Raw genomic sequence first — 24,679 nt, forward strand, 5'->3', positions numbered from 1 at the left:
AACGACCGCCTGACCCTCGGCGTGATGGTCTCGGTCGACACCGACCCCGAAGAAGTTCAGGACATCGTCGAGCAGGCTCACCTGCTGCGCCGCGAGTGCGCCCATGAGGACCGAGGTGACGCCCGGCTTGTCCGGGCCGGTGACCGTGATCAGGACCGGTGTGGATTGCTCCATCGAGGCGATGTGAGGACCGCGATCAGCGGTCGCGGTCGCCGGATGCCTCGTGGCTGCCGGTGGTCAGCGGATCGCGACGCACATCCTCGGCCACCCTGCTCTCATGCCCGTGGCCGCCACCGACGTGCGCTTCTTCACGCATTCGATCGACCATGTGCGGGTAGTGCAGTTCGAACGCAGGACGCTCGGAGCGAATGCGGGGAAGCTCGGTGAAGTTGTGGCGCGGCGGCGGGCAACTGGTCGCCCACTCGAGCGAGTTGCCGAAGCCCCACGGATCGTCGACGGTCACGACCTCGCCGTAGCGGTAGCTCTTGAAGACGTTCCACAGGAACGGCAGCGTCGACAAACCAAGGATGAACGCACCGACAGTCGAGATCTCGTTCAGGCGGGTGAATCCATCGGACGGGAGGTAGTCGGCGTAGCGGCGCGGCATGCCCTCGTTGCCCAGCCAGTGCTGGACCAAGAAGGTTGTGTGGAAACCGATGAAGGTCAGCCAGAAGTGCCACTTGCCCAGGCGCTCGTCGAGCATGCGTCCGGTCATCTTGGGGAACCAGAAGTAGATTCCCGCGTAGGTGGCGAACACGATCGTGCCGAACAACACGTAGTGGAAGTGCGCGACGACGAAGTAGCTGTCGGAGAGGTGGAAGTCCAGCGGCGGGCTGGCCAGCAGGACGCCGGTGAGACCACCGAAGAGGAACGTCACGATGAAGCCGACAGAGAAGAGCATCGGCGTCTCGAACGTGATGTTTCCCTTCCACATCGTGCCTATCCAGTTGAAGAACTTCACACCGGTCGGCACCGCGATCAGGAACGTCATGAAGGAGAAGAACGGCAGCAGAACCGCGCCCGTCACGTACATGTGGTGCGCCCACACAGCCACCGACAGTGCAGCGATGGCCAGCGTTGCGTACACCAGACCGGAGTAACCGAAGATCGGCTTACGGCTGAAGACAGGGAACACCTCCGACACGATGCCGAAGAACGGCAGCGCGATGACGTACACCTCGGGGTGTCCGAAGAACCAGAAGAGGTGCTGCCAGAGGATCACACCACCGTTGGCGGGGTCGTAGAGATGCGCGCCGAATTGTCGATCAACCTCGAGGCCGAGCAGCGCAGCGGTCAGCAGCGGGAAGATCAGCAGGATCAGGACGCTGGTCACCAGGATGTTCCAGGTGAAGATCGGCATGCGGAACATCGTCATGCCGGGGGCACGCAGACAGACGACGGTCGTGACCATGTTGACCGCACCGAGGATGGTGCCGAGACCAGACACACCGAGACCCATGATCCACAGGTCGGCGCCGACGCCGGGCGAGTGCACCGCGTCGGTCAGCGGCGTGTAGGCGGTCCAACCGAAGTCAGCAGCGCCACCCGGGGTCAGGAAGCCACCGATGGCAATCGTCGAACCGAACACGAACAGCCAGAAGCCGAAGGCGTTCAGTCGCGGGAACGCGACGTCGGGCGATCCGATCTGCAGCGGGAGAACGAAGTTGGCGAAGCCGATCACGATAGGCGTCGCGTACATCAGCAGCATCACGGTGCCGTGCATCGTGAAGAGCTGGTTGAACTGCTCCGTCGACAGGAACTGCATGCCCGGATGGGCCAGCTCGGCGCGCATGAGCAGCGCCATCAAGCCGCCGATCAGGAAGAACGCGAAGCAGGCGGTGATGTACATCATGCCGATCAACTTGTGATCGGTCGTGGTGATCAGCTTGTAGATGAAAGAACCCTTGGGCTGATAGCGCGCAGGGTACGGGCGCGCTGGCACAACCTGGGTTGTGGGCTGGTCTACCGCGGTCACAGATCCTCCTCTAACCGACCGTGAGCTCGGGACGGCAACGAACGAAAAACTACCGCTGGCAATGACACACCGAGCGCTGGTTACCGATCGTAGCCCCTTCACCCCGGCCGGGCCGAGTGGGTCCTACGATCTGTCGTACAAATTCTCCGGCACAGCCGAAAAGGGCATGTCAGTGCCCATATTGGGCCGCCGACACGACGTGTCGCGCGGTCGATTCCAGGCCCTGCAGAGACGTCACGCCAACCTCCACGGTCTGCCACGAAAGACGGCCGCGCGGCGGTGCTAGGTTGATCTGCGTGTCAGGCGGGAAGCAAAGTGCGGTCGGAAAAGGTCGCACGCGCAAGGTCAGCATCCACCTCGGCGCCCTCGTCGTGGCGGGTGCGCTCGCGATGGGCTTGTCGGGATGCTCCGACGACAACACGGCATTGACCACGCCCGACGGCAAGACCATCAGCACCTCGACGACGCGCATCGCCGACGTCAACGTGGTCTCACCCGACCGCGATTACAGCAAGACCTGCCTCGCTCCGACGGCGTCGGATGAACCCCAGTCGGACGTCAACCGCATCGTCGTCACCGATCCGTCGCTCCTCGACGCGATTTGCGCACTGGGCATCGGCTCGAAAGTCGTCGCGGTGACGTCTGCGCCCAACAGCATTCCCGCCTACCTCGGTCCACAGCTGACGTCGGTACCCACGATCGGCACCTCGCCCGACGCCGCGGCGGTCGGCGCCGCAACACCCGACGTCGTACTGACCACTCCCGACACCGCGACGGCCGCCAAGGCATTCAGGTCCACCAGGGTGACCACCATCGAGTCGGGCGACTGGCGCACTCAGTTCACCGAGGTCGCCGACGCACTCGGCAGGGCGTCGCAGGGACCGCGCCTGCTCGACGAGTTCGACACGGAAGCACGCAAGACCGGCAAACGTATGGACGCCGCCCACTCCCAGGTGTCGTTGGTCCGATTCGGCAACAACTCCGAAGTGATCGCGGGAACCGACAGCTTCGCGGGTCAGATCCTCTCGACCGTCGGGGTGCAGCGGCCGGCGTCACAACGCTCTGCAGGCACCACCGTCGTCACCGACGAGAACTTCAAGGACGCCGACGCCGATCTGATCTATGTTTCCTTCGAGGGTTCGGCAGGTCTCGCACACGGCAAAGAGGTCCTCCTCAGCGACCGCTGGCTGGACATGGGTGCGCCGACCTGGAAACGGGTCCTCATCGTCGACGACGACGTCTGGTATCGCACGTCGGGACTCGCCGCCGCGTGGCTCGTGCTGAACGACGTGAAAGGTTCACTCAATGGCAACTCCGGAAGCTACTGACTCCTCACCCGACGCTCTGGCCGCCAAGGCGCAGGCTCTGCTCGCGCTGCACCAACCCGGCAGCCCCGTCGTGCTTCCCACCGTCTGGGACGCCTGGTCGGCGACGATCGCCACCGACGCGGGATTCTCCGGCCTGACCGTGGGCAGTCATCCCGTCGCCGACTCGATCGGCAAGTCCGACAACGAGGGAATGACGTTCGACGACCTCCTGACCCGGGTCCGACAGATCACCGCGGCCACTGCCCTCCCGGTGTCGGTCGACGTCGAATCGGGGTATGGCGAAAGCGCGTCCCGGCTGATCGAGGGGCTGCTATCGGTGGGTGCCGTCGGGCTCAACATCGAGGACACCGTCCACTCCGAGGGTGGGCGCCTGCGCAGCGACTCCGAGCACGCCGCGCTCATCGGGGAGTTGCGGGCGGCCTCCGTCGCCGCAGGGGTTCCCGTGGTGATCAACGCCCGCACCGACCTGTTCCTCCGCGCCGACGGCGACGAGTCCGACCGCGTCGAACGCGCGGTGGCACGCCTGCGACTGTGCGCCGACGCCGGCGCGAGTTGCCTCTATCCCGTCGGCCGCCACACCGACGACGTCTATCGCACGCTCACCGCCGAACTCCCGCTTCCGGTCAACGCGATCGGTAACCCGGCAGCCGATTCCGGGCGGGCGCACTTCGCCGAGCTCGGCGTCGGACGCATCAGTTTCGGGCCATTCTGGCAGGCCAACCTCGCCGAACGCGCCGTCGAACTGTTGCACGCGTGGCAGTGAGCGCGGCGCTCGCATTCCCAACCGAGATCGACCCAGACTGATCGCAAGTGTTCCCGCCGGTGGGCAGCGTCGACAAGGCTCGACCCATGACTGTCACCGACGAGTACCTGGCCAACAACGACGCCTACGCCGCAACGTTCAGCGGTCCGCTGCCCCTGCCGCCGAGCAAGCACGTCGCCGTCGTCGCGTGCATGGACGCACGCCTCGACGTCTACCGCGCGCTCGGCATCAACGAGGGTGAGGCACACGTCATCCGCAACGCGGGAGGCGTCGTCACCGACGACGAGATCCGTTCGCTGACCATCAGTCAGCGGCTGCTCGGTACCACCGAGATCATCCTCATCCACCACACCGACTGCGGCATGCTGACGTTCACCGACGACGAGTTCAAACGCGAGATCCAGAATGAGATCGGTCAAAAGCCCGAGTGGGCTGCCGAATCGTTCCCCGACGTCGAGGAGGATGTCCGGCAGTCACTCGCGCGCATCCGGAACAGCCCGTTCATCACCAAGACGAGTTCACTGCGAGGATTCGTCTTCGACGTCGCGACCGGGCGGCTCACAGAGGTGAGCTGACGGCCACTCACGGCCAGCCGGGCGCCGATTCGACGGTCCCGTCATCAATTGCGGCGACCAGTTGGGCGTGGTCCCGCTCGGTCTGATCGGCATACGCCTGGGCGAAACCGACCACGGATTCCTGGGTCTTGTCCGACTTGCCGAAGTACTCGTCGATCGCCCTGGCGTCACCGCTGCGGGCATGGGCACGAGCGAGAACGTGACCGCATGCGGTGGCGAAGGTCGCGAGCCGTGGCGCAACCGATTTGCCGTCTGGAATGACCTTCCCGTCACGGAACTGCCTGACGTAGAAATCCCATTCGCGGATCGTCGACCATCCGAGAAAGCTGTCCGACGCGCTCTGGATCAGCCGTTGCCCGTTGACCACACGCTGTCCGTGATTGGGATACACGCTGGGGCCGAGGAACTTCTCGTACACCGACGGCGCGGCCTGTTTGATCTGGAAGAACAGCGGGTCACCGGTCTGGTGCTCCTCGCTGAGGGTGAGATAGACACGCATTCCGACGCTCCCGACGCCCACCACCTGCTGCACGACGTCGACGAGATCGAAGCGACGCAGCAACGCCGCGATGTTCTCCCGGATCGAGCCGTAGTAGCCCACCAGGACGTCGTTGAGTACATCGTCGATCTGTCCCAGCCCGTGCGTGCGGTAAGGCGGGTCCTCGATGATGGTCCGTCGGCCGTCGACGAGGTGGGTGAACTTCTTCGACGCTCCCCTGTTGGTTCGTTTCTCGGCGCGTTTGGTGAGGTACTTGTCCAGCTGGGCACCCTCGTCCGGTGCCAGGTACCCCACCAGGTCGTCCGCGGAGACCTTTGCCGACCACACGTCGAGGATCGGCCAACTCGCGTAGGTGGCGATCGACTCGCGGTAGCCGGTGAATCCTGCGCGAACCGCCTTGACTGCCGCCTGCTCGTCGATACCGTTGTCACGGGCGAGGACCACGAGACTCGCGACAAAGCGCAGCAGGTCCCATTCGAACGGCCCCGGCAGCGTCTCGTCGAAGTCACGGAGATCAAAGGCCAGTGTCCGCTCGGGCGTGTTCCACATCCCGAAGTTCAGCACGTGGGCGTCGCCACACATCTGGACGTGAATGTCGGTGTTCGGTCGCGACGCGAGATCGGCCGCCATGACGGCGGCGGCTCCCCGGTAGTAGGTCCACGGCGACGCCGCCATCCGCCCATGCCGGATGGGGAGCAGTCGTTGATCGCGAATCTCGTTCTGCGACAATATGGTTTCCAACGCGTCGTGACCGCGTCTGGACGGGTCCCACTCCCCCAGCCACGTCCTCGGCACCTTCTTGCGCGCCGCCTTACCCTTCGAGCCCTCTGTAGAGGCGTACTCGGTCGGTCCGGCCGCCAGCGCCGCCGACTGCGTTACCGGCCCGCTCGCGGTGGTGGGTTGGGAGGGAAAGTGCGGCGAGTCGGCGCCGGGCGATCCGGACTCCTGCATGGAAGCGTCGGCTCCATCCGTCGGAGAGGTCATGCAACCAGTGTGGCGCGTGAGACGTCACCTCGCGCAGCTTCGACCACTCTCGACCACGCCGTGTCGTGGTCGAGAGTTAATCTCGAACCATGTCCGCCGTTCCAGATGGATGCTCCGACGTGCCCGAAAACCCCGCCGTCTCGAAACCCTGCCATCTCGACCACCCTGCCGTCTCGACCACCCTGCCGCGTCTTCGCCACGCGTCCGCACCATGCTGATACTGAATGTCGATCACGCCGACAACAGGTAGCGCGCCGCAGGCGCCGGGCTGGCACACGCTGTGGCGACCGGGCATCGGTATGGCCATCTGGCTCGACAACGATGCGGACCTGCCGGACGAACTCGGACAATTGTTGGCAGGTAAGCGTTTTCGACGCGACATCGGAATGATCGCAGCGACCGGGCGCCGCGAGTTCGTCGCCGCGATCACGCTGGGAACATCATCGGCGGTCGCTGCGCTCGACGCTTCTCGCTCGACACCCGTGGCGGGCGACGTCCGGTGGTACCGAATGATGCTCGACGGCGTGCGCAGTTTCGTCGCGGCAGGTTCGGTCGCACCCGTCATCACTGATCTGGGCGGCGAGACCGTCGTTCGCTGGACACCGATTCCCACCGCGGCATGGCGCAGTTGGATGACGGTGATCACCGCCGGGGCACCGGACGCCCTCACCCACAACGGCGGAGCGGAGGCGCTCGCCGACTTCGCAGGTGAATTGGTCGACCACACATGCCGCGCCCGACTGGCCGACTCGGCGGAACGGCTGGGCCCCGTGCAGCCGTCGACGCCGGTACTCGCGGCGCTGGTCGACGACGCCGCGGCCCCCGACTCAGCACGCAGACCGGCGGCGCACACCGCGTGGAGCCAATGGGCCGGCAGCGCACCTCAGGACGAGTCGCTGCTGGTGTTCCGGCTCTTCGAACCCGCCGATCTGCCCGATCCCGACGACACCTTCGGTGCATGGGATGACGGGCCACCTCCCGATCCGCGCTGGCGACTCCAGGTGTGCCGTCGTGCACCCGACGGCCACACCGAACCCGTTGCGCCACACCGCCTCGACGCACACGAGCTCGACCAGGTGACCACCGAACTCGCATCTGCGGTCCGCGCGTTCGGCGAACTCGCCAAAGCTGATCCCGACCGCAACACGCTCGACTTCCTGTTGCCGACCGACAGCGTCGAACAGCTTCTGGAGTCCGGCACCGCGCTTCTCGCCGACGCGGGCTTCCCCGTACTCCTGCCGCGCACGATCGCCGACGTGCGGCCGTCTCTCGGTCTTCGCGCCGCCCCGGTGTCCGGCGGCGGCGCACCCGCACGCATGGTCGGGTTACGCGAGATGCGCGAGTTCGAGTGGCGCCTCGCTCTGGGCGACGGCCCCGATGCCATCACCCTCACAGATTCCGATCTCGACGAATTGTCCAGGCAGAAGGGCGATCTCGTTCGGGTGCGTGGCGTATGGATGCGTGCGGAGGGTGCCGCGTTGACGCGTGCCGCCACCTTCATCCGCACCCAACGGGCGTTGCGCGCATCCGGCGAGCCCGCCGACATGGGCGAACTGTTCGGACTCGTGACCGGCACCGCCGACTCCCTCCCCATCCCAGTGGGCTCCGTGCGCGGCCTCGGCTGGCTCGACGACGTCGCCGCCGGCTCGATGCTGCGAGCCGAGCCGGTCCCCGCGCCGCCGGAACTTCGAGCTGTGCTGCGCCCCTATCAGCAGCGCGGGCTCGAGTGGTTGGCCCACCTGAGCGCTCTGGGCATCGGAGGCGTACTCGCCGACGACATGGGACTCGGCAAGACCGTCCAGGTCATCGCACTGCTGTGTGCCGAACGCGACGGCATGCCGACCGACCACGCCCCCACACTCGTGGTGTGCCCGATGTCGTTGGTGGGCAACTGGTCTCGTGAGTTGAACCACTTCGCACCGAGCCTGCGCGTTCACGTCCACCACGGTGCGGATCGCGCACGCAGCGCCACCTTCGCGTCCACGATCGCCGATGTCGACGTGGTCATCACCACCTTCGCGATCGCCACCAGGGATCGTGAGCTGTTGGCAGGGCAGCGGTGGCGGCGCATCGTCGTCGACGAGGCGCAGCATGTGAAGAACGTCAGAACAGCTGCCGCAAAAGCGTTGCGCGCCATCCCCGCCCGTCATCGGGTTGCGTTGACCGGCACGCCCGTCGAGAACCGCCTCGAGGACCTGCGAGCCGTGATCGACCTCGTGAATCCCGGCCTACTCGGCTCGGCGTCGACGTTCCGGGCGCGGTTCGCCGAACCCATCGAACGCGACCGCGATCCCGAAGCACTTCGACGACTCAACCGCGCCACCCGACCGTTCATTCTGCGCAGGGAGAAGACCGATCCCTCGATCATCAGCGATCTCCCGGAGAAGACCGAGATCACCGTGCGCGCGAACCTCACCGTCGAACAGGCGGCGCTTTACCGCGCGATCATCGACGATCTGATGGTCGCGCTACGCGACAAACAGCAGCGCGCCATGCGCAGGCGGACCGTGCTCGCCGCGCTGACGCGACTCAAGCAGGTGTGCAACCATCCGGCGCACTATCTCGGCGACGGTTCACCCATGATGCGGCGAGACCGGCACCGCTCGGGGAAGCTCGAACTACTCGGCGACATCGCGACCACACTCGTCGACGATGGCGACAAAGCGCTCGTCTTCACGCAGTTCGCGGCGTTCGGCGAGATGTTGGCGACATGGTTGTCCGACCAGCTCGACACTCCGATCCCGTTGTTGCACGGTGGTATCGGCCGCACCGAACGCGACCGGATGGTCGCGCAGTTCCAAGGGCAAGACGCCGGTCGCACACAGGAGTCGACTGGCTCTCCCCCGATCCTCGTCGCAACGCTGAAGGCAGGTGGTACCGGATTGAACCTCACCGCCGCAACCCACGTCGTGCATGTCGACCGCTGGTGGAACCCCGCCGTCGAGGATCAGGCAACCGATCGCGCCTATCGCATCGGTCAACACCAACGAGTCCATGTCCGACGATTCGTCTGCGTCGGCACCCTGGAGGAACGCATCGACGACATGGTCGCCAAGAAGCGCGAGCTGTCGCGACTGACGGTGTCGGCAGGCGAGAACTGGATCGGCGACCTCGGCGACGACGAACTGTTCGACCTCTTCCGACTACGCGACGAGGCGGTCAGCGAATGACCGAGCACACCTACGCATGCACGAGACGCGGGCGGTCGAGTCACGTGAGGCACACGAGATGAGGCGCGGGACGGTTCCGGTGCGCGGCTACGCGGTGACCCGCTGGTCGCGTGCCTTCGTCGACGTTGTCGAGGGCAGAACCGACATCGCCGACGCCACCGGCGCACAGCGCGCGGGCTCGGTCACCGAGTCAGTAGACAGCCGACGAATCAGCAAGGCGCGACGATACTTTCGCGACCGCCACGTGCATCGCCTGTCCATCCGACCCGGCCAGGTGACCGCATCGGTGGAGGGCAGCCAACTCGAACCGTTCGACGTGATCCTCTCGATGCGCACGGTCGACGTCGACACCGTCGCCACGCTGCTCCGCAGCCGCGCCGGTGTCGCGGAGGTGATGTCGGTCGCGCGTGGTGAACAACCACCGATCGTCGGCGAGCTGCTCGGGCCGACGGAGTCGGCCGACGTCGCCTCGCAGTGCACGTGTCCCGACGAGTCGGTCCGGTGCATTCATGTGCTGGCCGTCGCCTACGAGGTTGCCGCCGAGATCGACCGCTCCCCACTCACGCTGTTCACGGTCATGGGCACCGACCTGCCGTCTCTGCTCGACGCTCTGGGCAATGACAGCGGCACAGCTCCGGACGAGTCCGCCGAGCCGAACAAGTCGGGCGCCAACGGCCAGAGCAAAGTCCGCGATGGGAGCGCCGAGCACGACGACCTCGGCGCCGTCGACTTCTTCGGAACACGTGCACCGCTGCCACCGCTGCCTCGGCCGCCACGCGGCAACCCGCTCACAGACCTCGACGGAACGGCGCTGCGCGCGGCCCTGCGGGCGTCCGGGGTCGCGCCCGGCGACATCGCCGAAGCCGTCGACGAACTCGGCGATCTCTACGACAGGCTGGTGCAGGAGTAGCTGCGGCCGATCAGAAGTCCCAGTCCTCGTCCTCGGTGTTGACGGCCTTGCCGATGACATAGGAACTGCCCGAACCGGAGAAGAAGTCGTGGTTCTCGTCGGCGTTGGGCGACAGCGCCGACAGGATCGCGGGGTTCACGTCGATGTCGTCGCGCGGGAACATCGCCTCGTAGCCGAGGTTCATCAACGCCTTGTTCGCGTTGTAGCGCAGGAACTTTTTGACGTCCTCGGTCAGTCCGACCTCGTCGTAGAGCGCCTCGGTGTAGTCGGATTCGTTGTCGTACAGGTCGAACAGCAACTCGAAGGTGTAGTCCTTGAGTTCCTGGCGACGCTCCGGGGTCTGCGTCTCCAACCCGCGCTGATACTTGTAGCCGATGTAGTAGCCGTGCACGGCCTCGTCGCGGATGATCAGCCGGATCAGATCGGCTGTGTTGGTGAGCTTCGCCCGACTCGACCAGTACATCGGGAGGTAGAAGCCGGAGTAGAAGAGGAACGACTCGAGCAGCGTCGAGGCGACCTTACGCTTGAGCGGATCGTCGCCACGGTAGTAGTCCATGACGATCTGCGCTTTGCGCTGCAGTTGCTCGTTCTCCTCTGACCACCGGAACGCCTCGTCGATCTCCTTGGTGGAACACAGCGTGGAGAAGATCGAACTGTAGCTCTTCGCGTGCACCGACTCCATGAACGCGATGTTGGTCAGCACCGCCTCTTCATGCGGCGTGGTCGCATCCGGGATCAGCGACACTGCACCGACGGTGCCCTGGATGGTGTCGAGCAGCGTGAGGCCCGTGAAGACACGCATCGTGAGCTGTTTCTCGTACTCGGTCAACGTGTTCCACGATGGGATGTCGTTGGAAACAGGAACCTTCTCGGGCAACCAGAAATTGCCTGTCAGGCGGTCCCACACCTCCGCGTCCTTCTCGTCGGGCACTCGGTTCCAGTTGATGGCCGAGACCCGGCTCACCAGCTTGATGGGTGCGCCGTCTGCGGGACTGTGCGTGCCTGCGGTCATGGTGGTCGCCTCCTGGGGCGGTGTTGACGGTTGGGAGGTGTGCGGTGTGGTGGTTTACAGCATGCAGCTGACGCAGCCCTCTACCTCGGTACCCTCCAGTGCGATCTGACGCAGGCGGATGTAGTAGAGCGTCTTGATCCCCTTGCGCCAAGCGTAGATCTGCGCCTTGTTGACGTCGCGCGTGGTCGCGGTGTCCTTGAAGAACAGCGTGAGACTCAACCCCTGGTCGACGTGCTGGGTCGCGGCGGCGTAGGTGTCGATGATCTTCTCGTAGCCGATCTCGTACGCATCCTGGTAGTAGTCCAGGTTGTCGTTCGTCATGTACGGCGCCGGGTAGTAGACACGGCCGATCTTGCCTTCCTTGCGGATCTCGATCTTCGCCGCGACCGGGTGGATCGAGCTCGTCGAGTGGTTGATGTAGCTGATCGATCCGGTCGGGGGCACCGCCTGCAGGTTCTGGTTGTAGATGCCGTCGCGCTGCACGGCAGCCTTCAGCTCACGCCAGTCGTCCTGCGTAGGGATGTCGATCTCGGCGTCGGCGAACAGTTCTCGTACCCGCTCGGTCGCGGGCTCCCACACCTGATCGGTGTACTTGTCGAAGAACTCGCCGCTGGCATACGTGGACTTCTCGAAGCCCGCGAACGACCTACCGCGTTCGCGCGCAATCGCATTCGACGCCCGCAGTGCGTGGAACAGCACCGTGTAGAAGTACATGTTCGTGAAATCGATGCCCTCGTCGCTGCCGTAGAAGATGCGCTCGCGTGCCAGATAACCGTGCAGGTTCATCTGGCCGAGGCCGATGGCATGCGAATCGTTGTTGCCCTTCTCGATCGAGGGCACCGAGGTGATCGCCGTCTGGTCACTCACCGCGGTCAGGCCGCGGATGGCCGTGTCGATCGTCTGCCCGATATCGGGAGAATCCATGGTCTTGGCGATGTTGAGTGAACCCAGGTTGCACGAGATGTCTTTGCCCACATGGGAATACGAGAGGTCGTCGTTGTAAGTCGACGGCGTCGAGACCTGCAGGATCTCCGAGCACAGGTTGGAGTGGGTGATCTTTCCGTCGATCGGGTTCGCCCGGTTCACCGTGTCCTCGAACATGATGTAGGGGTAACCCGACTCGAACTGCAGCTCGGCGAGAGTCTGGAAGAACTCACGCGCCTTGATCTTGGTCTTGCGAATCCGCCGGTCCTCGACCATCTCGTGGTACTTGTCCGTCACGTTGATGTCGGCGAACGGCACCCCGTAGACACGCTCGACGTCGTACGGACTGAACAGGTACATGTCGTCGTTGTTCTTGGCGAGCTGGAAGGTGATGTCGGGGATGACCACACCGAGGCTCAGCGTCTTGATGCGGATCTTCTCGTCGGCGTTCTCGCGCTTGGTGTCGAGGAAGCGGTAGATGTCGGGGTGGTGTGCGTGCAGGTACACCGCGCCCGCACCCTGCCGTGCGCCGAGCTGATTGGCATACGAGAACGAGTCCTCGAGCAGCTTCATGATCGGAATGACACCCGAGCTCTGGTTCTCGATCTTCTTGATCGGCGCGCCGTGCTCACGGATATTGCTGAGCAACAGCGCGACACCACCCCCCCGCTTGGACAGTTGCAGCGCCGAATTGATCGCTCGCCCAATGGATTCCATGTTGTCTTCGATGCGAAGCAGGAAGCAACTCACCGGCTCACCGCGCTGCTTCTTTCCCGAGTTGAGGAACGTGGGTGTCGCAGGCTGGAATCGGCCCTCGATGATCTCGTCGACCAGCGCACGTGCCAGCGACGTATCGCCGTCGGCGAGCGTCAGCGCGACCATGCACACACGATCCTCGAAACGCTCGAGGTAGCGCTTTCCGTCAAAGGTCTTCAGTGTGTAGCTGGTGTAGTACTTGAACGCTCCGAGGAACGTCGGGAAACGGAACTTCTTGCCGTAGGCGTGACCGAAGAGCAGCTTCACGAACTCACGGTCGTACTTGGCGAGAACCTCCGGCTCGTAGTAGTTCTCCTCGAGGAGATAGTCGAGCTTCTCGTCGAGATCGTGGAAGAACACCGTGTTCTGGTTGACGTGCTGCAGGAAGTACTGATGTGCAGCCTCGCGATCCTTCTCGAACTGGATCTTCCCGTCGATGTCGTACAGGTTCAACATCGCGTTGAGCGCGTGGTAGTCGAGCTCACCCGGATCGTGATCGGCCGGGCCGGCGTGCACGCCTGACACACTCGCCGACGTGGTGGTGTCCGGGACTGTGGATTCCGAGACGGATGCGGTAGGCGACACGAAGAGACTCCTCGGAGTGTGGGATGCGTGTGAAGGTGATGGAAGGGTTGCCGGATGGTCGAGACGATAGCGGGCGGTACCGACACTCAGGCTCGGACGTTGGCTGCCGTCTCGGGATCGACGAAGGCGTCGCTGCGCGAGAAGTCGGCCAGACCGCTGCGGACGCGGTCGACGTCGTCAGAAGTGCCCATGAGCTCGAATCGGTAGAGATACGGAACCGAGCACTTACGCGAGATGATGTCGCCGGCGAGACAGTACTCCTCGCCGAAGTTCGTGTTCCCCGCGGCAATGACGCCACGGATCAGCGAACGGTTGTGTGTGTTGTTCAGGAACTTGATGACCTGCTTCGGCACGAAACCGTTGCCTCCCGTCGACGACGGTTTGCCGCCGCCGTAGGTAGGACAGATCAGGACGTAGGGTTCGTCGACCTCGAATACCGCACCTCCGGACCGCTCGCCGTCGAGAACCGGGATACGCGCCGCGCGCATTCCCAGCTTCTCGACGAACCGATGAGTGTTCTCCGACACCGATGAGAAATAAACGATCAGCGGTGACTCGAGAGACGGATGTGACGTGAGAGATGGTGCTTCAAGAGACGATGTTGTGAGAGACATTCGATCCGGCTTCCCCTTCGGATCGTGATGCGAAGGCTTCAGGCTGCGCGTGTTGCCAACGCTTTGATGCGGTCGAGACGGAAGCCCGACCAGTGCTCATCGTCGGCGACGACGACGGGCGCCTGCAGGTACCCGAGAGCCATGACGTAATCGCGAGCGTCTGCATCCTGGGTGATGTCGACGACCTCGTACTCGATGCCCTGCTTGTCGAGAGCTTTGTAGGTGGCATTGCACTGCACGCAGGCCGGCTTGGTGTAGACGGTGATGGCCATCAGATTGCTCCTCGGTCGTGGTGACGTCGTACTGCCTCAGGTGATTCTCCAGAGTGAAGATAGTGATCTGGGTCACCGACCCCACCGCCGTCTCGGAGGGTTACAAGCGATCCTCGTCGTCGGCCTTGCTGGTGTTCCAAACACTACACCTTGTGTCTGACATTTGGTTGCACCACTAGAACTTGTAATGACATCGATGAAAGTCGCAGGTCGCGGGCCTACGCGATCGTGAACTCCGGCGTGTCGCCTTGCGAAACGCGACGACCGCCCGGGTCGGAACTCACATTTTTGTGATTCTTCCGACACGGGCGGCCGCAACAGACCCTCACCGATCACTACCTCATACCGATACCGCGACCTCGGATCCCAGTACGCGCACGGCGTCGACGGCACCGTCGATGACCTCGGCGGGAAGTCGGCCCGAGTCGTCGAGCTGGCTTCCGGACACTCCGAACTCCACCTCCTCGACGACCTGTCCACCCGCGATCTTCACCGACTTGCGGATGTCCTCACGCGACCACGTCCCTCCGAAACGGCCAAGCGCGACCCCGATGACACCGACCGGCTTGCCGGTCAGAGCGCCGGCTCCGTACGGGCGGGACAACCAGTCGATGGCGTTCTTCAACACCGCAGGGGCCGAACCGTTGTACTCGGGCGTGACGATCAACACGGCATCAGCCGCGGCGACCAGCTCCCGAAGCGCGACGACCTCGGGATCGAGTACGCCGTCCGTCGAACCCGGCGCGTAGTCGACGTCTTCGTTGTAGAACGGCACACGACCGATGTTCTCGACCACCGAGAACTCGATACCGGCGGGGGCATTGCGAACCACGGATTCGGCGAGCTGCTTGTTGATCGATGCCGACCTCAGGCTGCCGACCAATACGGCGACGGTGACCTTGGCGTTCTGTGCTGTGATGTCGTGATCTGGCACGAGACTTCTCCTTTTCATGGCGCTACACTTGGTTGGTAAAACCGGACCGCGGTCCGATTTGTTCCACCGAGATTCGCTCCGCAGCGCGGATCCGTCAACCGTTAGGCTCATCACATGCGTAAAGAGGTCGAGGGAGGACCACGGTCACTGCAGTTGACCCAACCCGACAGCGTCGAACGCGCTGACGCGGCACGTAATCGGCGATTGCTGCTGGCCGCAGCGAAAAACCTGATCGACAATCACGGCGCCGCCGCGGTCACCATGGATGCGGTCGCGCGCGAGGCAGGCGTCGGTAAGGGCACCGTGTTCCGACGGTTCGGTAGCCGAACCGGGTTGATGTTCGCCCTCCTCGACCACTCCGAATCGGAATTACAGCAGTCCTATCTTTCGGGCCCCGCCCCGCTCGGACCGGGCGCCGACCCCCTCGAACGACTCCTCGCCTACGGCGCCGCGCGGTTGAAGATGAACGCGGCGCACCTCGACATCCTGCTCGAGGCAGACCTGCCGGGCACCGAGTTCTGGAGCCATCCCGTGTCCCGCGCATCGAGTATGCATATCCAGATCCTGCTGCGGCAGTTGGGTTTCCCGGATCCAGTCGAGGTGACGGCGATCGCACTGCTCACGCCGCTCGGCGCCACCGCCGTCAAGCACCTGACCGAGGTCGTCGGGCTCGACCTCGAGACGATCATCACGCAATGGCGCACCATGGTGACCTCGATGGTCGACGGCTTGCCACGCAACTGACGATCGCACGCGCAGTGCACAATCGACCTCGCCGCGCGCGACGCCACGATCGGCCCTAGCCTGTTCATGGTGGAAGGGAAGACAACGTGAAGGCAGTCATCATCGGTGCGGGCATGGGCGGCATGAGCGCGGCTATCGCTCTGAAACAACTCGGATTCGACGTCGCGGTCTATGAGCAGGTGACCGAGAACAAGCCGGTCGGTGCCGCGATCTCGGTGTGGTCCAACGGCGTCAAATGCCTCAATCACCTCGGACTCGAGGAAGAGACCGCAGCGCTCGGAGGCATCGTCGACACCATGAGCTACGTTGACGGCCACACGAGCGAGACCATGTGCCGGTTCAGCATGCAGCCGCTGATCGACGAGGTCGGCCAACGCCCCTACCCCATCGCGCGGGCCGAGTTGCAGCTCATGCTCATGAACGCCTACGGATTCGACGACATCAACTTCGGTATGAAGATGGTCTCCGTCGAGGACGGACCCGACGCTGCCACAGTGCAATTCGCCGACGGCACCAGCGTCAGCGGCGACATCGTGATCGGCGCCGACGGCGCGAAATCACTGACCCGCGAATACGTTCTGGGCGGCCCGGTCACCCGACGCTACGCGGGCTACGTCAACTTCAACGGCCTCGTCGCCACCGATCCGGCCATCGGTCCGTCGACCGAATGGACGACGTATGTCGGTGACGGCAAACGGGTTTCGGTCATGCCGGTGGCGGGCGACCGCTTCTACTTCTTCTTCGACGTCCCAATGCCCGAGGGACAGCCCTTCGAGCGGGGAACCGCCCGCGAGGTGCTCACCAAGGAGTTCGACGGCTGGGCGCCCGGGGTGCAGACGCTCATCGAGAAGCTCGATCCCGCAACGACGAACCGCGTCGAGATCCTCGACCTCGACCCGTTCGACACCTGGGTCAAGGGCCGCGTGGCGGTACTCGGCGACGCCGCGCACAACACCACTCCCGACATCGGGCAGGGCGGCTGTTCGGCGATGGAAGACGCTGTGGCACTGCAGTTCGCCTTCCGCGACCACCCCGACGACGTGTACGCCGCGCTCGCCGAATACCAGGCCGCGCGCGCCGAGCGCGCGGGCGACCTCGTTCTACGTGCGCGCAAACGCTGCGACGTGACACACGCGAAAGACCCCGAGAAGACTGCGCAGTGGTACTCCGAACTCCGAGAAGAGGACGGCACCAACATCATTCGGGGCATCGTCGGCAACATCGTCGGCGGTCCGGTCACCTGAGCAGCGGCCGGTACCGGGCCGCAAGGTGGCCGCTGCGCACACCTAACCCCCGGTCTGCTGCGCGCTCTCCGGAGGGTTGACAGCGATACCTGCCGGATCGGCACCCATGCCGTCGTGCGCGACGAGCGCGTTCTCGCGCGAGAGCGTCGGCCCCGCGACGAGCAGCGAGATCACATCCCACGGAGCGGGAGTCGGCGATGCGCCGAGTCGCAGGACCGACCCCGTCTTCGCGTCCGGCACTCCGTACCGCACACCGGTATCGGCGACGTAGAATCTCGATTCCGCACGCGCGCTATCTGATTCATTTCCGGTCACCTGAACATAGGCGCCCGAGCCCGGTCGCACGTACACCTGGTCGACGCCGGGGCCGGACCCGTCGGCACTCGCGACACGGACCGGTCTCGCACCGCCGGGCAGCGGCAGGGTATCGCCGACGAGCAGCGTTGTCCGAGCCGCGTCGGCGCCGCGCGCCCACGCCCGGCACACCGTACCCTCACCGGCCGTGACGAGATGCGGTGTCGTCGTGGGGAAGTCGGCAATGGGCAGCTCGTCACGCATCGGACTAGCGGCGACTACGCCGGGCGCGACGGTCGCCACGGGCGCGGCGTCGTCACGCTCCGCGAGACGCAGAATCTCGGCCGTGGCCGCGCTGATGGGTTGAACACCGCTGCGCAGCACCACGTAATAGCCTGCGACGCCATTGGCCGCAGTCGTCTTGATGACCGAGCCGACACGTGCGCCGCCGCCGGCCGGTGAACCACCCGCCAGTGAACTAACGCCACCCTCACCCGCAATGTCCGGCAACGTCAACGGGTCGACCTCGGGAAAAGTGTTGAGCAACCCGCGACTGATCGACCGCGGCGTCCGACCCTCGAGTCCCAGCGCCCGCAGCACCGGAACGCTGGTCGTATCCACCTGCGCGCGCACAGGTGTCGGGTGTCCGTCACGGTCGAGTTGGTAGATCAGGAACACCCCGGCACCATCGGTCACGTACAGGGCATCGTCGGCATTCGCGGCACGGATGTCTGCCCCGAGTTCCGGTGCGCCTGCGACGACCGTCAGCACTCCGGTGCGCGCGCCGACCGAACCCGCACCGATCCCCGACGCACCATCGGCCGCAGAGGCATCGGTACTGTCGCACACCGTCCACGCGGAAACACTCGAGACCGGCAGCGCCGACGGCGCACCGGGGATACCGAGGAGAGGACCGCGCGGGTATCGTGCAAGCTTCTTCTCCGACGCCGACGCAGGCTTCTCGTCGCTACCTGTGATGAGTCGTGCCGACGCCAGGTTGAGCACGGGGTGCATGGTGCCGTCGATGACGACGTAGGTGCCACCGGTCTTCGCCGCCACGATGGTCGACTTGCCCACGGAGCCTTGCGGACTGACAAGGCCCCACACCGCGAAACCTGCGAGCACGAGTACGCCGAGCACCGCCCCGACCGCGAGGGCACGCCCCTGTGAGCGCATCGGATCATGCAACATCCGCACGTCTCGACGGATCAGCGCGTGATCGAGACGCCGCAGCAGAAATCTGTAGCCGTTGACCTGCGCTCGGGTCGTCAGTTGACGCGCCATGTTCCCCCTCCCCTAACGTCGTTCCCCCACGCGCTTTCATGGCACCGCCTGTGTCAGGGCACTTCTCGCGTGACACCCGGCCTGCGCAACATCACAACGGCTGACCGACGCGGTAGTAGCCTAACCGAACCAGACATGCACAAAACCGGCATTCCGGCATCACGTCTTCGGCTGTGGACAACATCCGATTCGACGCGCGCGGGTTCGGAAGACGCTCTACTACTGGGTGATATGTGTGCGGGGCGGCCGGCACACAGGCCGGTACAGGTTCGGGGAGAGGGAGCTACCACATGGCGTTCGACACGGGGCCGTCCACACGCTCACGGCTACCCGGATTCGCGACGCTGGTCGGGATCGAGGCGCTGGTGGCCGCCGGGTTCATCGGCTGGTGGGCCGCGGGCGGCCGAGCGGGGGTCGTCGCACTCGGCGCGGCGGCGCTCATGGCGGTGACACTTGTACCGATCGCCGGTCGACATTCTCTGGCGGACAACATGATCCGTCGACTCGGCTTCTACTGGTCCCGGGCACGGCGTAGTCTCGCCGAACTCGCGCCCGCACCATTCGACGTCCCGACATCAGGTCGCAGGCAGCGCACCTCCTCGTTGGGTGCGCGCGCAGAGGATGGCCCCATCGGTGTCCGCTGGGCAGGCGGCACGATGATCACCGTCCTGAGGGTCTCACCCACACGCTGCACCCCGACGTTCCTCTCCCCATTCGGATGCGAGACGACCGAACCGGAACTACCGCTGGCGACCCTCGCCGGGTGCATCGACCCCTTCGACATTCCGCTCTCGTCGATCGACGTGATCAGCCACGGCGTACGGGTTGGTGGCGTCGGACAGGCGGCCGCGATCTACGAACGCACTCTCGGCCCACTTCCCGCGACAACGCACCGCAGTACCTTCGTCGTCCTACGACTCGATCCGACGCAATGCCCGAACGCGGTTGCCCGCCGCGGCGGAGGCGCGACCGGCGCCCTGCGCACCGCGACCATCACCACGCGCCGGGTTGCGCGCCGACTCCGCGAATGCGGGCTCGTCGCCACCCCGCTCACCGCCACCGAGATGCGTTCGCTCACAGAGCAATTGACTCACGGCTCGGATCTGGACTCGATGAGAGAAGAGTGGTCGCAGGTCACAGCGGGACGAGTCCGTTTCCGCACCGCGGCCATCGACCCCCGCCACCTACCGCGACTGTTCGGCACCGCCTGCCCCGGGGCGCTCGCGACGACGCTCACCCTCACCCTGTCCCACGGACAGGACGGCAAGCTCCAGGTGCGCGCACTGATGCGCGTCGACGATGCCCCGGACGCCGGACGCGTCGTCGACACCTGGCCAACGGGTACCACACCGCTCGATGGTCGGCAGTTCGACGCCCTCGCGGCGTCACTCCCCTATGCCGCCACGCATCGAGTGCACCGCGGACTGCACGCGACGTCGGGCGCACAGGCCAACACATTGCTCGACACTCTCCGGATACAGGTCAGCGGCTGCGGTCAGTTGATCGGCGCCGATCACACCGGTCGTGCGGTCACGTCGCGACTGTTCGGCCCCGGCATATCAGAGGTCGCCCTGATCGGTGATGCGCGCCTTGCCGTACAGATCGTGCTGCGGATCATCGCGACCGGCGGCGCAGTCACGGTGCACACCTCGCGTCCGGGTGGGTGGCAACACCTCGTGTCGCGCGTCGGCGATCATCACGTACTGAAGTTCGCCGACCCCCACGGCGACCTCGAGGGCGGCCGGCGGATTCACCTCTTCGACGGTGTCGCACCGCGCCCCGTCTCAGCACGTGCGACACGAATCGTCGTCACCAACAATCAGGCGACAGACGACGAATCCTCCACCACTGCAATGGAAGTGACTGCGGTCGAAGTGAGACAAGATCCCACACGGCCGCACGACGTGACGCTGCGAACGGCTGATGCCCGCATCCGGGTCACGATGGTCGCGACTCCGGAGGAGTCGCGGTTCAGCGACCAGTCGGCAGGGCAGCCGATGCCCTACCCCGGGCGTCCCGACCGATCTGGACTACTCGTCTGACAACAGCTCGTGTGTGAGACAGATCTATTTCTCTGACGCGCTAGTTCTCTGACGCCGACTCTGCGGGATCGTTGACCGGAACTCGTGCGCGAAAGAACAGTGCCCGACTCGACGACGCACGCACGACGACATCCGGGTCACCATCGGGAATCCACGCCGCGTAACCAGACGAGACCGACAGCGGCGTATCGCCCGGTAGCCGCGCCTCGATGGTTCCACCGAGCGCGGCAAGGATCTGCGGACCGGGCATGTCGAAGCAGATCGACGACGGCTGGTGCAAACCCGTGCCCTCCAACTCGACACGCGAGAGCCGGAATTCGGGCGCAGGCGTCAGGTAGATCCGTTCGGTGCCGACCGTGCGGATGCGCGGCTTGAGACTGTCGGCATCGACCGGGGTGAAGTCGAGAACACGCAACAGCTCGGGCACGTCGATGTGCTTGGGGGTCAGGCCACCGCGGAGCACATTGTCGGAGTTGGCCATGATCTCGACTCCGGTGCCGCTCAGGTAGGCGTGGAGTACCCCGGCAGGCAGGTACAGCCCTTCGGTTGGCGACAGGTGAATCCTGTTGAGCAACAACGACGCGAGTACCCCCGGGTCGTTGGGGTAGATCTCGCCGAGCTCGAGCGCCGTGCGCAGCTCCGGGCCGAACCGCGATCCCGCGTTCAGCGCGTCGACCGCTCCGGTGAGGACGGCGGGAACGAGGGTGCGCAACCGCGATTCCGGCAAGGTGAGCCACGTGGTGAACACCGCGCGCAGCCCTTCGGCATCCGGTTGGCCCGCCAGCATCCCGAGATAGGGGTCGAGTTCTGAGACCTGCAGTTCGCGTAGCAAGTCGATCGTCTGCGCGGGGTCACGAAAACCCGCCAACGCGTCGAACTCGGAGATCGCGACAATCAGCTCCGGCTTGTGCGAGGCGTCCTTGTAGTTGCGCGTCGGCGCATCGATGGGAATCCCTGCGGCCTCTTCGCGCGCGAACCCTTCACGGGCCTGCTCGGCACTGGGATGAGCCTGCAGCGACAACGGTTCGTCAGCGGCAAGTACCTTGAGCAAGAAGGGAAGTCGATCGCCGAACCGATCGGTTGTCGCAGCTCCGAGTGCCTGCTGCGGATCGGCGTCGATCACGTCGAGCAGCGTGCCTTCCGGCTCGCCGTCGCTGCCGAGGACCGTCGCAGGTCCCTCGGTGTGTGCGCCGAACCAGAGTTCGGCCTCCGGGTGCGGCGAGGGAACCGGCTTCTGCCGCAGCGACGCGATAGCCGTTCGCGATCCCCAGGCGTACGGGCGGACCACTCCGTCCAGCAGTTTCATCAGTCTCCGATTCCGGTCAGGCGCAGATACACCGCGGCGATGTCGACGCGTAACGCGAGAAGCACATAGCCGACGAGGTCGGCGGGCCCGTCTGCGAGGTCCTCCGGCCCGGCGGGCCCAGCCGGGTGCGCCGCGGGATCGGCGTCGTCGACCTCGCCGAACACCGCTTCCGCATCCGGAATACCGACGACCCTGCGATCGGCAAACCACTGCCTCGACGCCGTCGTGACCGCGAGCACGCGCGGAGGTTCGGCTGCCAATGGACCGTCGATCTGGGGGTCGTGGAAGATCGAGTCGACGGCGGACGCGCCCGAAGCACTCCACGACTGCAGCGAAATACTCGCGACGGCATCGATATCGGCTGTGGCGCAGACCTTTCCGGACAACGCGAGAAGTGAGTTGGCGTTCCGTGTGGCGACCACCGACGCAGCCGGACTGTCGCCCGTCCACACGACTCGACGATCTGACAGTCGAGCTGCCAGCAGTTTGGCGCGGTTTTGAAACGTCTCGCGGGCGGGATGATCTGTCGCGGCCTCGTCGTCGAGTGCGTCGGCAATGTCGCCCACGAGCGGCACCGGACCGGTGAACCGCACATCGGAGAGTGATGCGAATACCGCCAACAGCGCCGCGACGTACGCCGCGAATCGGAAACGTGGATCGACGCGAAGACGAGGCGAGAGGTCAATTCCACTGCCGCCCAGAGCATCTCGCAGCGGCCCCTCGATGGGCGCTGCGACGACGACCTCTGCGCGTCGACGCCGCGCCCGTGCCGCGGCATCCGCGAGTGCCATGTCGGCCGCGTCGTCGCCCGCGACGACAACCACATCGAGTGGACCCACCCAGCCCGGCAGGGCGGGCGCGGAGACGATCGGCACATCGACGCGGGTGGCGACGCAGGCCACGACGAGCGCTACGGCGTCGCGGGCGACGCTCGACACGCCGTGCACGATGACAACACTTCGGGGCCGCAGCGCCGCCAACGGTTCGAGGACGCCCTCACGCATGGCCTCGGCAACGGCACGCACCTGCGCACCCGTCAACGCCGCCGCCTGCAGCAGACCCTCGGAGTCGCCTGCAATCAGATCGTCGACATCATCGAGGTCGGCGGTATCTGTACGCATAGGGTCAGCCTAGCGACGCATGGCGTCGCTGCCCACACACAGCCATATTCTGATCCACCAGATCTCGCGGGCGTGTCAGTCGACCGGGTCGGGCAACACACGAAGATGCCCACGCCTGCCGGGGCGCGGCTTCACCGCGCCGCTTCGGCGAGCAGCGTCGGCCCCAGAACGCACATCGGGACCCGAACGCACATCGGTCGTCGACGTACCCGCACGATGACGGCCCGCGTGAACGTCGTCGAACGCCTCCTGGTCGAAACCGGGCGCGCGTCCCACAGCACCTGCGATTCCGCGTGCACCGACCTCACGCCCACCGATCTCACGCACGGCCTCGGCGAGGGCGGTCAGTTCGTAGTCTTCGGCGACCGGCGCCGAGAATCCCCGCTCACTGCGCAGCATCTCCCACCCGCGCGGCACCGTGATGCGGCGCGCGTGCTCGTCACACAGATCCCATGAGTGCGGCTCATCCGACGTGGCGAGAGGACCGATGACCGCCGTCGACTCGGCGTACACAAAGGTCAGGGTCGCCACCGCCGACCGGGAGCAAGCCGGGCGGCAGCATTGTCGGGGAAGCTTCACAGCAGAAAGGTTAGTCCCACGCCCCGGCGAACGGTGAGGCGACACGCGGCGCGGGGTCGGACACGCGGCCCGGGCCCGACACGCGGCACCCATCTCCGACGCGACAGCGGACGGTGGAGACTTACAATCTCGGCATGCGTATCGAACGGCGGCGCGCCACGCGCGATCGAAGCCAGGCTTCGCCGGTGCGCTCCTCGGAGAACCGGGTGTCCGATATGCGGCTCTCGGCCGTCCGCGCGGCGCGTCGAGCACGTCGCGACCGACGAGGCCGGGGTCTGCGCTCACCGCTGCTGCCGCAGGGAGTGCCGGCGTGGCGCAGCAAGTCGGACGAATTCGACACGGTCGTCCTCGAGGCGTTCGCGGAGATAGATGCACGTTGGCACGATCAACTCTCGGGACTCGACATCGCTGTCGACGAGATTCCGCGTCTTCTCCCGCGTGACCCGGAAACCGTGCAGTGGCCCGACGAGGTGACAGCCGACGGCGCCGTTCCGCTTGCGCGGTTGATGCCCGCAGGGGTCGATGTACACGGAGCGCCGACCAGGGCGCAGATCATCCTCTTCCGCCGGCCACTGGAGAGCAGGGCGAAGAAGGGCGAGGACCTACTCGACCTCGTTCACGAAGTCTTGGTACAGCAGGTCGCGACACACCTCGGACTCGACGAGGACATCATCGACCGAGGACCCGAGTAACCGAACTCGACCGGTCTACCGGCAGACGGTGTCACCAAAGACCGGGCCACCAGAGGACGGGGCCACCGGGGT

At 65.2% G+C, this 24,679-nt stretch carries 21 protein-coding genes; 9 read left to right on the forward strand and 12 right to left on the reverse strand.

The window, feature by feature from the left end:
- Both A5777_RS25820 and ctaD read right to left on the reverse strand, forming a co-directional pair.
- Positions 1–174: ACT domain-containing protein (locus A5777_RS25820; protein ID WP_442903042.1), on the reverse strand; the 174-nt coding region annotated here is incomplete at its 3' end.
- A 22-nt stretch (positions 175–196) separates the two neighbouring features.
- Positions 197–1,975 (reverse strand): aa3-type cytochrome oxidase subunit I, encoded by a 1,779-nt coding sequence (gene ctaD / locus A5777_RS12575; RefSeq protein WP_064862890.1) that lies wholly within the window; start codon positions 1,973–1,975, stop codon positions 197–199.
- 296 nt (positions 1,976–2,271) lie between these two features.
- Between ctaD and A5777_RS12580 the strand changes: the two genes are divergently transcribed.
- The 3 genes from A5777_RS12580 to A5777_RS12590 all read left to right on the forward strand — a co-directional run bounded on the left by A5777_RS12580 (position 2,272) and on the right by A5777_RS12590 (position 4,641).
- Entirely contained in the window at positions 2,272–3,303 is a 1,032-nt protein-coding gene (locus A5777_RS12580) for an ABC transporter substrate-binding protein (protein ID WP_442903041.1), read from the forward strand.
- Positions 3,281–4,066 (forward strand): isocitrate lyase/PEP mutase family protein, encoded by a 786-nt coding sequence (locus A5777_RS12585; protein WP_064862892.1) that lies wholly within the window; start codon positions 3,281–3,283, stop codon positions 4,064–4,066. The genes A5777_RS12580 and A5777_RS12585 overlap by 23 nt, the downstream gene beginning before the upstream one ends.
- Before the next feature lie 86 nt (positions 4,067–4,152).
- The gene (locus A5777_RS12590) at positions 4,153–4,641 is read left to right on the forward strand and encodes a beta-class carbonic anhydrase (protein WP_005206013.1); all 489 of its coding nucleotides are present in this window, start codon (positions 4,153–4,155) and stop codon (positions 4,639–4,641) included.
- 7 nt (positions 4,642–4,648) lie between these two features.
- Here A5777_RS12590 and A5777_RS12595 read toward each other — a convergent pair whose 3' ends face one another.
- Entirely contained in the window at positions 4,649–6,124 is a 1,476-nt protein-coding gene (locus tag A5777_RS12595) for a DUF2252 domain-containing protein (protein ID WP_231895044.1), read from the reverse strand.
- 224 nt (positions 6,125–6,348) lie between these two features.
- Here A5777_RS12595 and A5777_RS12600 point away from each other — a divergent pair, with 224 nt between their 5' ends.
- Both A5777_RS12600 and A5777_RS12605 read left to right on the forward strand, forming a co-directional pair.
- The gene (locus A5777_RS12600) at positions 6,349–9,294 is read left to right on the forward strand and encodes a DEAD/DEAH box helicase (RefSeq protein ID WP_064862893.1); all 2,946 of its coding nucleotides are present in this window, start codon (positions 6,349–6,351) and stop codon (positions 9,292–9,294) included.
- Positions 9,295–9,352: 58 nt separating this feature from the next.
- Entirely contained in the window at positions 9,353–10,204 is an 852-nt protein-coding gene (locus A5777_RS12605) for an SWIM zinc finger family protein (protein WP_064862914.1), read from the forward strand.
- Between the two features lie 10 nt (positions 10,205–10,214).
- On the opposite strand, the gene nrdF is transcribed toward A5777_RS12605, so the two are convergent.
- The 5 genes from nrdF to A5777_RS12630 form a co-directional block, all read right to left on the reverse strand.
- Entirely contained in the window at positions 10,215–11,216 is a 1,002-nt protein-coding gene (nrdF, locus tag A5777_RS12610; protein ID WP_005206006.1) for a class 1b ribonucleoside-diphosphate reductase subunit beta, read from the reverse strand.
- Between the two features lie 54 nt (positions 11,217–11,270).
- Positions 11,271–13,481, reverse strand: coding sequence for a class 1b ribonucleoside-diphosphate reductase subunit alpha (gene nrdE, locus A5777_RS12615; protein ID WP_064862894.1), 2,211 nt, complete (start codon positions 13,479–13,481; stop codon positions 11,271–11,273).
- A gap of 86 nt (positions 13,482–13,567) precedes the next feature.
- The gene (nrdI, locus tag A5777_RS12620; protein WP_197502373.1) at positions 13,568–14,095 is read right to left on the reverse strand and encodes a class Ib ribonucleoside-diphosphate reductase assembly flavoprotein NrdI; all 528 of its coding nucleotides are present in this window, start codon (positions 14,093–14,095) and stop codon (positions 13,568–13,570) included.
- 38 nt (positions 14,096–14,133) lie between these two features.
- The gene (gene nrdH / locus A5777_RS12625; protein ID WP_005174646.1) at positions 14,134–14,367 is read right to left on the reverse strand and encodes a glutaredoxin-like protein NrdH; all 234 of its coding nucleotides are present in this window, start codon (positions 14,365–14,367) and stop codon (positions 14,134–14,136) included.
- A gap of 340 nt (positions 14,368–14,707) precedes the next feature.
- Entirely contained in the window at positions 14,708–15,301 is a 594-nt protein-coding gene (locus A5777_RS12630; protein ID WP_082933651.1) for an NADPH-dependent FMN reductase, read from the reverse strand.
- A gap of 114 nt (positions 15,302–15,415) precedes the next feature.
- Between A5777_RS12630 and A5777_RS12635 the strand changes: the two genes are divergently transcribed.
- Both A5777_RS12635 and hpxO read left to right on the forward strand, forming a co-directional pair.
- On the forward strand, positions 15,416–16,045 hold the full coding sequence (locus tag A5777_RS12635) for a TetR/AcrR family transcriptional regulator (RefSeq protein WP_064862896.1): 630 nt from the start codon (positions 15,416–15,418) through the stop codon (positions 16,043–16,045).
- A gap of 86 nt (positions 16,046–16,131) precedes the next feature.
- Positions 16,132–17,289, forward strand: a complete 1,158-nt coding sequence (hpxO, locus tag A5777_RS12640; RefSeq protein WP_064862897.1) for an FAD-dependent urate hydroxylase HpxO — start codon at positions 16,132–16,134, stop codon at positions 17,287–17,289.
- Between the two features lie 42 nt (positions 17,290–17,331).
- On the opposite strand, the gene eccB is transcribed toward hpxO, so the two are convergent.
- Positions 17,332–18,867 (reverse strand): type VII secretion protein EccB, encoded by a 1,536-nt coding sequence (gene eccB / locus A5777_RS12645; protein WP_064862898.1) that lies wholly within the window; start codon positions 18,865–18,867, stop codon positions 17,332–17,334.
- 290 nt (positions 18,868–19,157) lie between these two features.
- Between eccB and eccE the strand changes: the two genes are divergently transcribed.
- The gene (gene eccE / locus A5777_RS12650) at positions 19,158–20,909 is read left to right on the forward strand and encodes a type VII secretion protein EccE (protein ID WP_064862899.1); all 1,752 of its coding nucleotides are present in this window, start codon (positions 19,158–19,160) and stop codon (positions 20,907–20,909) included.
- A 40-nt stretch (positions 20,910–20,949) separates the two neighbouring features.
- On the opposite strand, the gene manA is transcribed toward eccE, so the two are convergent.
- From manA to A5777_RS12665, 3 genes are all read right to left on the reverse strand, one after another.
- Positions 20,950–22,215 (reverse strand): mannose-6-phosphate isomerase, class I, encoded by a 1,266-nt coding sequence (manA, locus tag A5777_RS12655; RefSeq protein ID WP_064862900.1) that lies wholly within the window; start codon positions 22,213–22,215, stop codon positions 20,950–20,952.
- Positions 22,215–23,336, reverse strand: a complete 1,122-nt coding sequence (locus A5777_RS12660; RefSeq protein ID WP_064862901.1) for a hypothetical protein — start codon at positions 23,334–23,336, stop codon at positions 22,215–22,217. The genes manA and A5777_RS12660 overlap by 1 nt, the downstream gene beginning before the upstream one ends.
- Before the next feature lie 75 nt (positions 23,337–23,411).
- Positions 23,412–23,915 carry a DUF3499 domain-containing protein gene (locus A5777_RS12665; protein ID WP_082933652.1) on the reverse strand — a complete coding sequence of 168 codons (504 nt, stop codon included), beginning with the start codon at positions 23,913–23,915 and terminating at the stop codon, positions 23,412–23,414.
- Between the two features lie 215 nt (positions 23,916–24,130).
- On the opposite strand from A5777_RS12665, the gene A5777_RS12670 reads away from it, so the two are divergent.
- Complete coding sequence (locus tag A5777_RS12670; protein ID WP_064862915.1) at positions 24,131–24,607, forward strand: metallopeptidase family protein; 477 nt, start codon at positions 24,131–24,133, stop codon at positions 24,605–24,607.
- The last annotated feature ends 72 nt before the right edge of the window (positions 24,608–24,679 follow it).

Origin of the sequence: Gordonia sp. 852002-10350_SCH5691597 (genome assembly GCF_001665715.1) — a bacterium.
In the GTDB taxonomy this organism is placed as follows: Bacteria; Actinomycetota; Actinomycetes; order Mycobacteriales; family Mycobacteriaceae; genus Gordonia; species Gordonia sputi.

Coding starts and splice junctions, on each gene's coding strand:
- A5777_RS12585 (WP_064862892.1), top strand. CDS start 3,281: ATGGCAACTCCGGAAGCTACTGACTCCTCACCCGACGCTCTGGCCGCC.
- A5777_RS12590 (WP_005206013.1), top strand. CDS start 4,153: ATGACTGTCACCGACGAGTACCTGGCCAACAACGACGCCTACGCCGCA.
- A5777_RS12595 (WP_231895044.1), bottom strand. CDS start 6,124: ATGACCTCTCCGACGGATGGAGCCGACGCTTCCATGCAGGAGTCCGGA.
- A5777_RS12600 (WP_064862893.1), top strand. CDS start 6,349: ATGTCGATCACGCCGACAACAGGTAGCGCGCCGCAGGCGCCGGGCTGG.
- A5777_RS12605 (WP_064862914.1), top strand. CDS start 9,353: ATGAGGCGCGGGACGGTTCCGGTGCGCGGCTACGCGGTGACCCGCTGG.
- nrdF (WP_005206006.1), bottom strand. CDS start 11,216: ATGACCGCAGGCACGCACAGTCCCGCAGACGGCGCACCCATCAAGCTG.
- nrdI (WP_197502373.1), bottom strand. CDS start 14,095: ATGTCTCTCACAACATCGTCTCTTGAAGCACCATCTCTCACGTCACAT.
- nrdH (WP_005174646.1), bottom strand. CDS start 14,367: ATGGCCATCACCGTCTACACCAAGCCGGCCTGCGTGCAGTGCAATGCC.
- A5777_RS12635 (WP_064862896.1), top strand. CDS start 15,416: ATGCGTAAAGAGGTCGAGGGAGGACCACGGTCACTGCAGTTGACCCAA.
- eccB (WP_064862898.1), bottom strand. CDS start 18,867: ATGGCGCGTCAACTGACGACCCGAGCGCAGGTCAACGGCTACAGATTT.
- eccE (WP_064862899.1), top strand. CDS start 19,158: ATGGCGTTCGACACGGGGCCGTCCACACGCTCACGGCTACCCGGATTC.
- manA (WP_064862900.1), bottom strand. CDS start 22,215: ATGAAACTGCTGGACGGAGTGGTCCGCCCGTACGCCTGGGGATCGCGA.
- A5777_RS12660 (WP_064862901.1), bottom strand. CDS start 23,336: ATGCGTACAGATACCGCCGACCTCGATGATGTCGACGATCTGATTGCA.
- A5777_RS12670 (WP_064862915.1), top strand. CDS start 24,131: ATGCGGCTCTCGGCCGTCCGCGCGGCGCGTCGAGCACGTCGCGACCGA.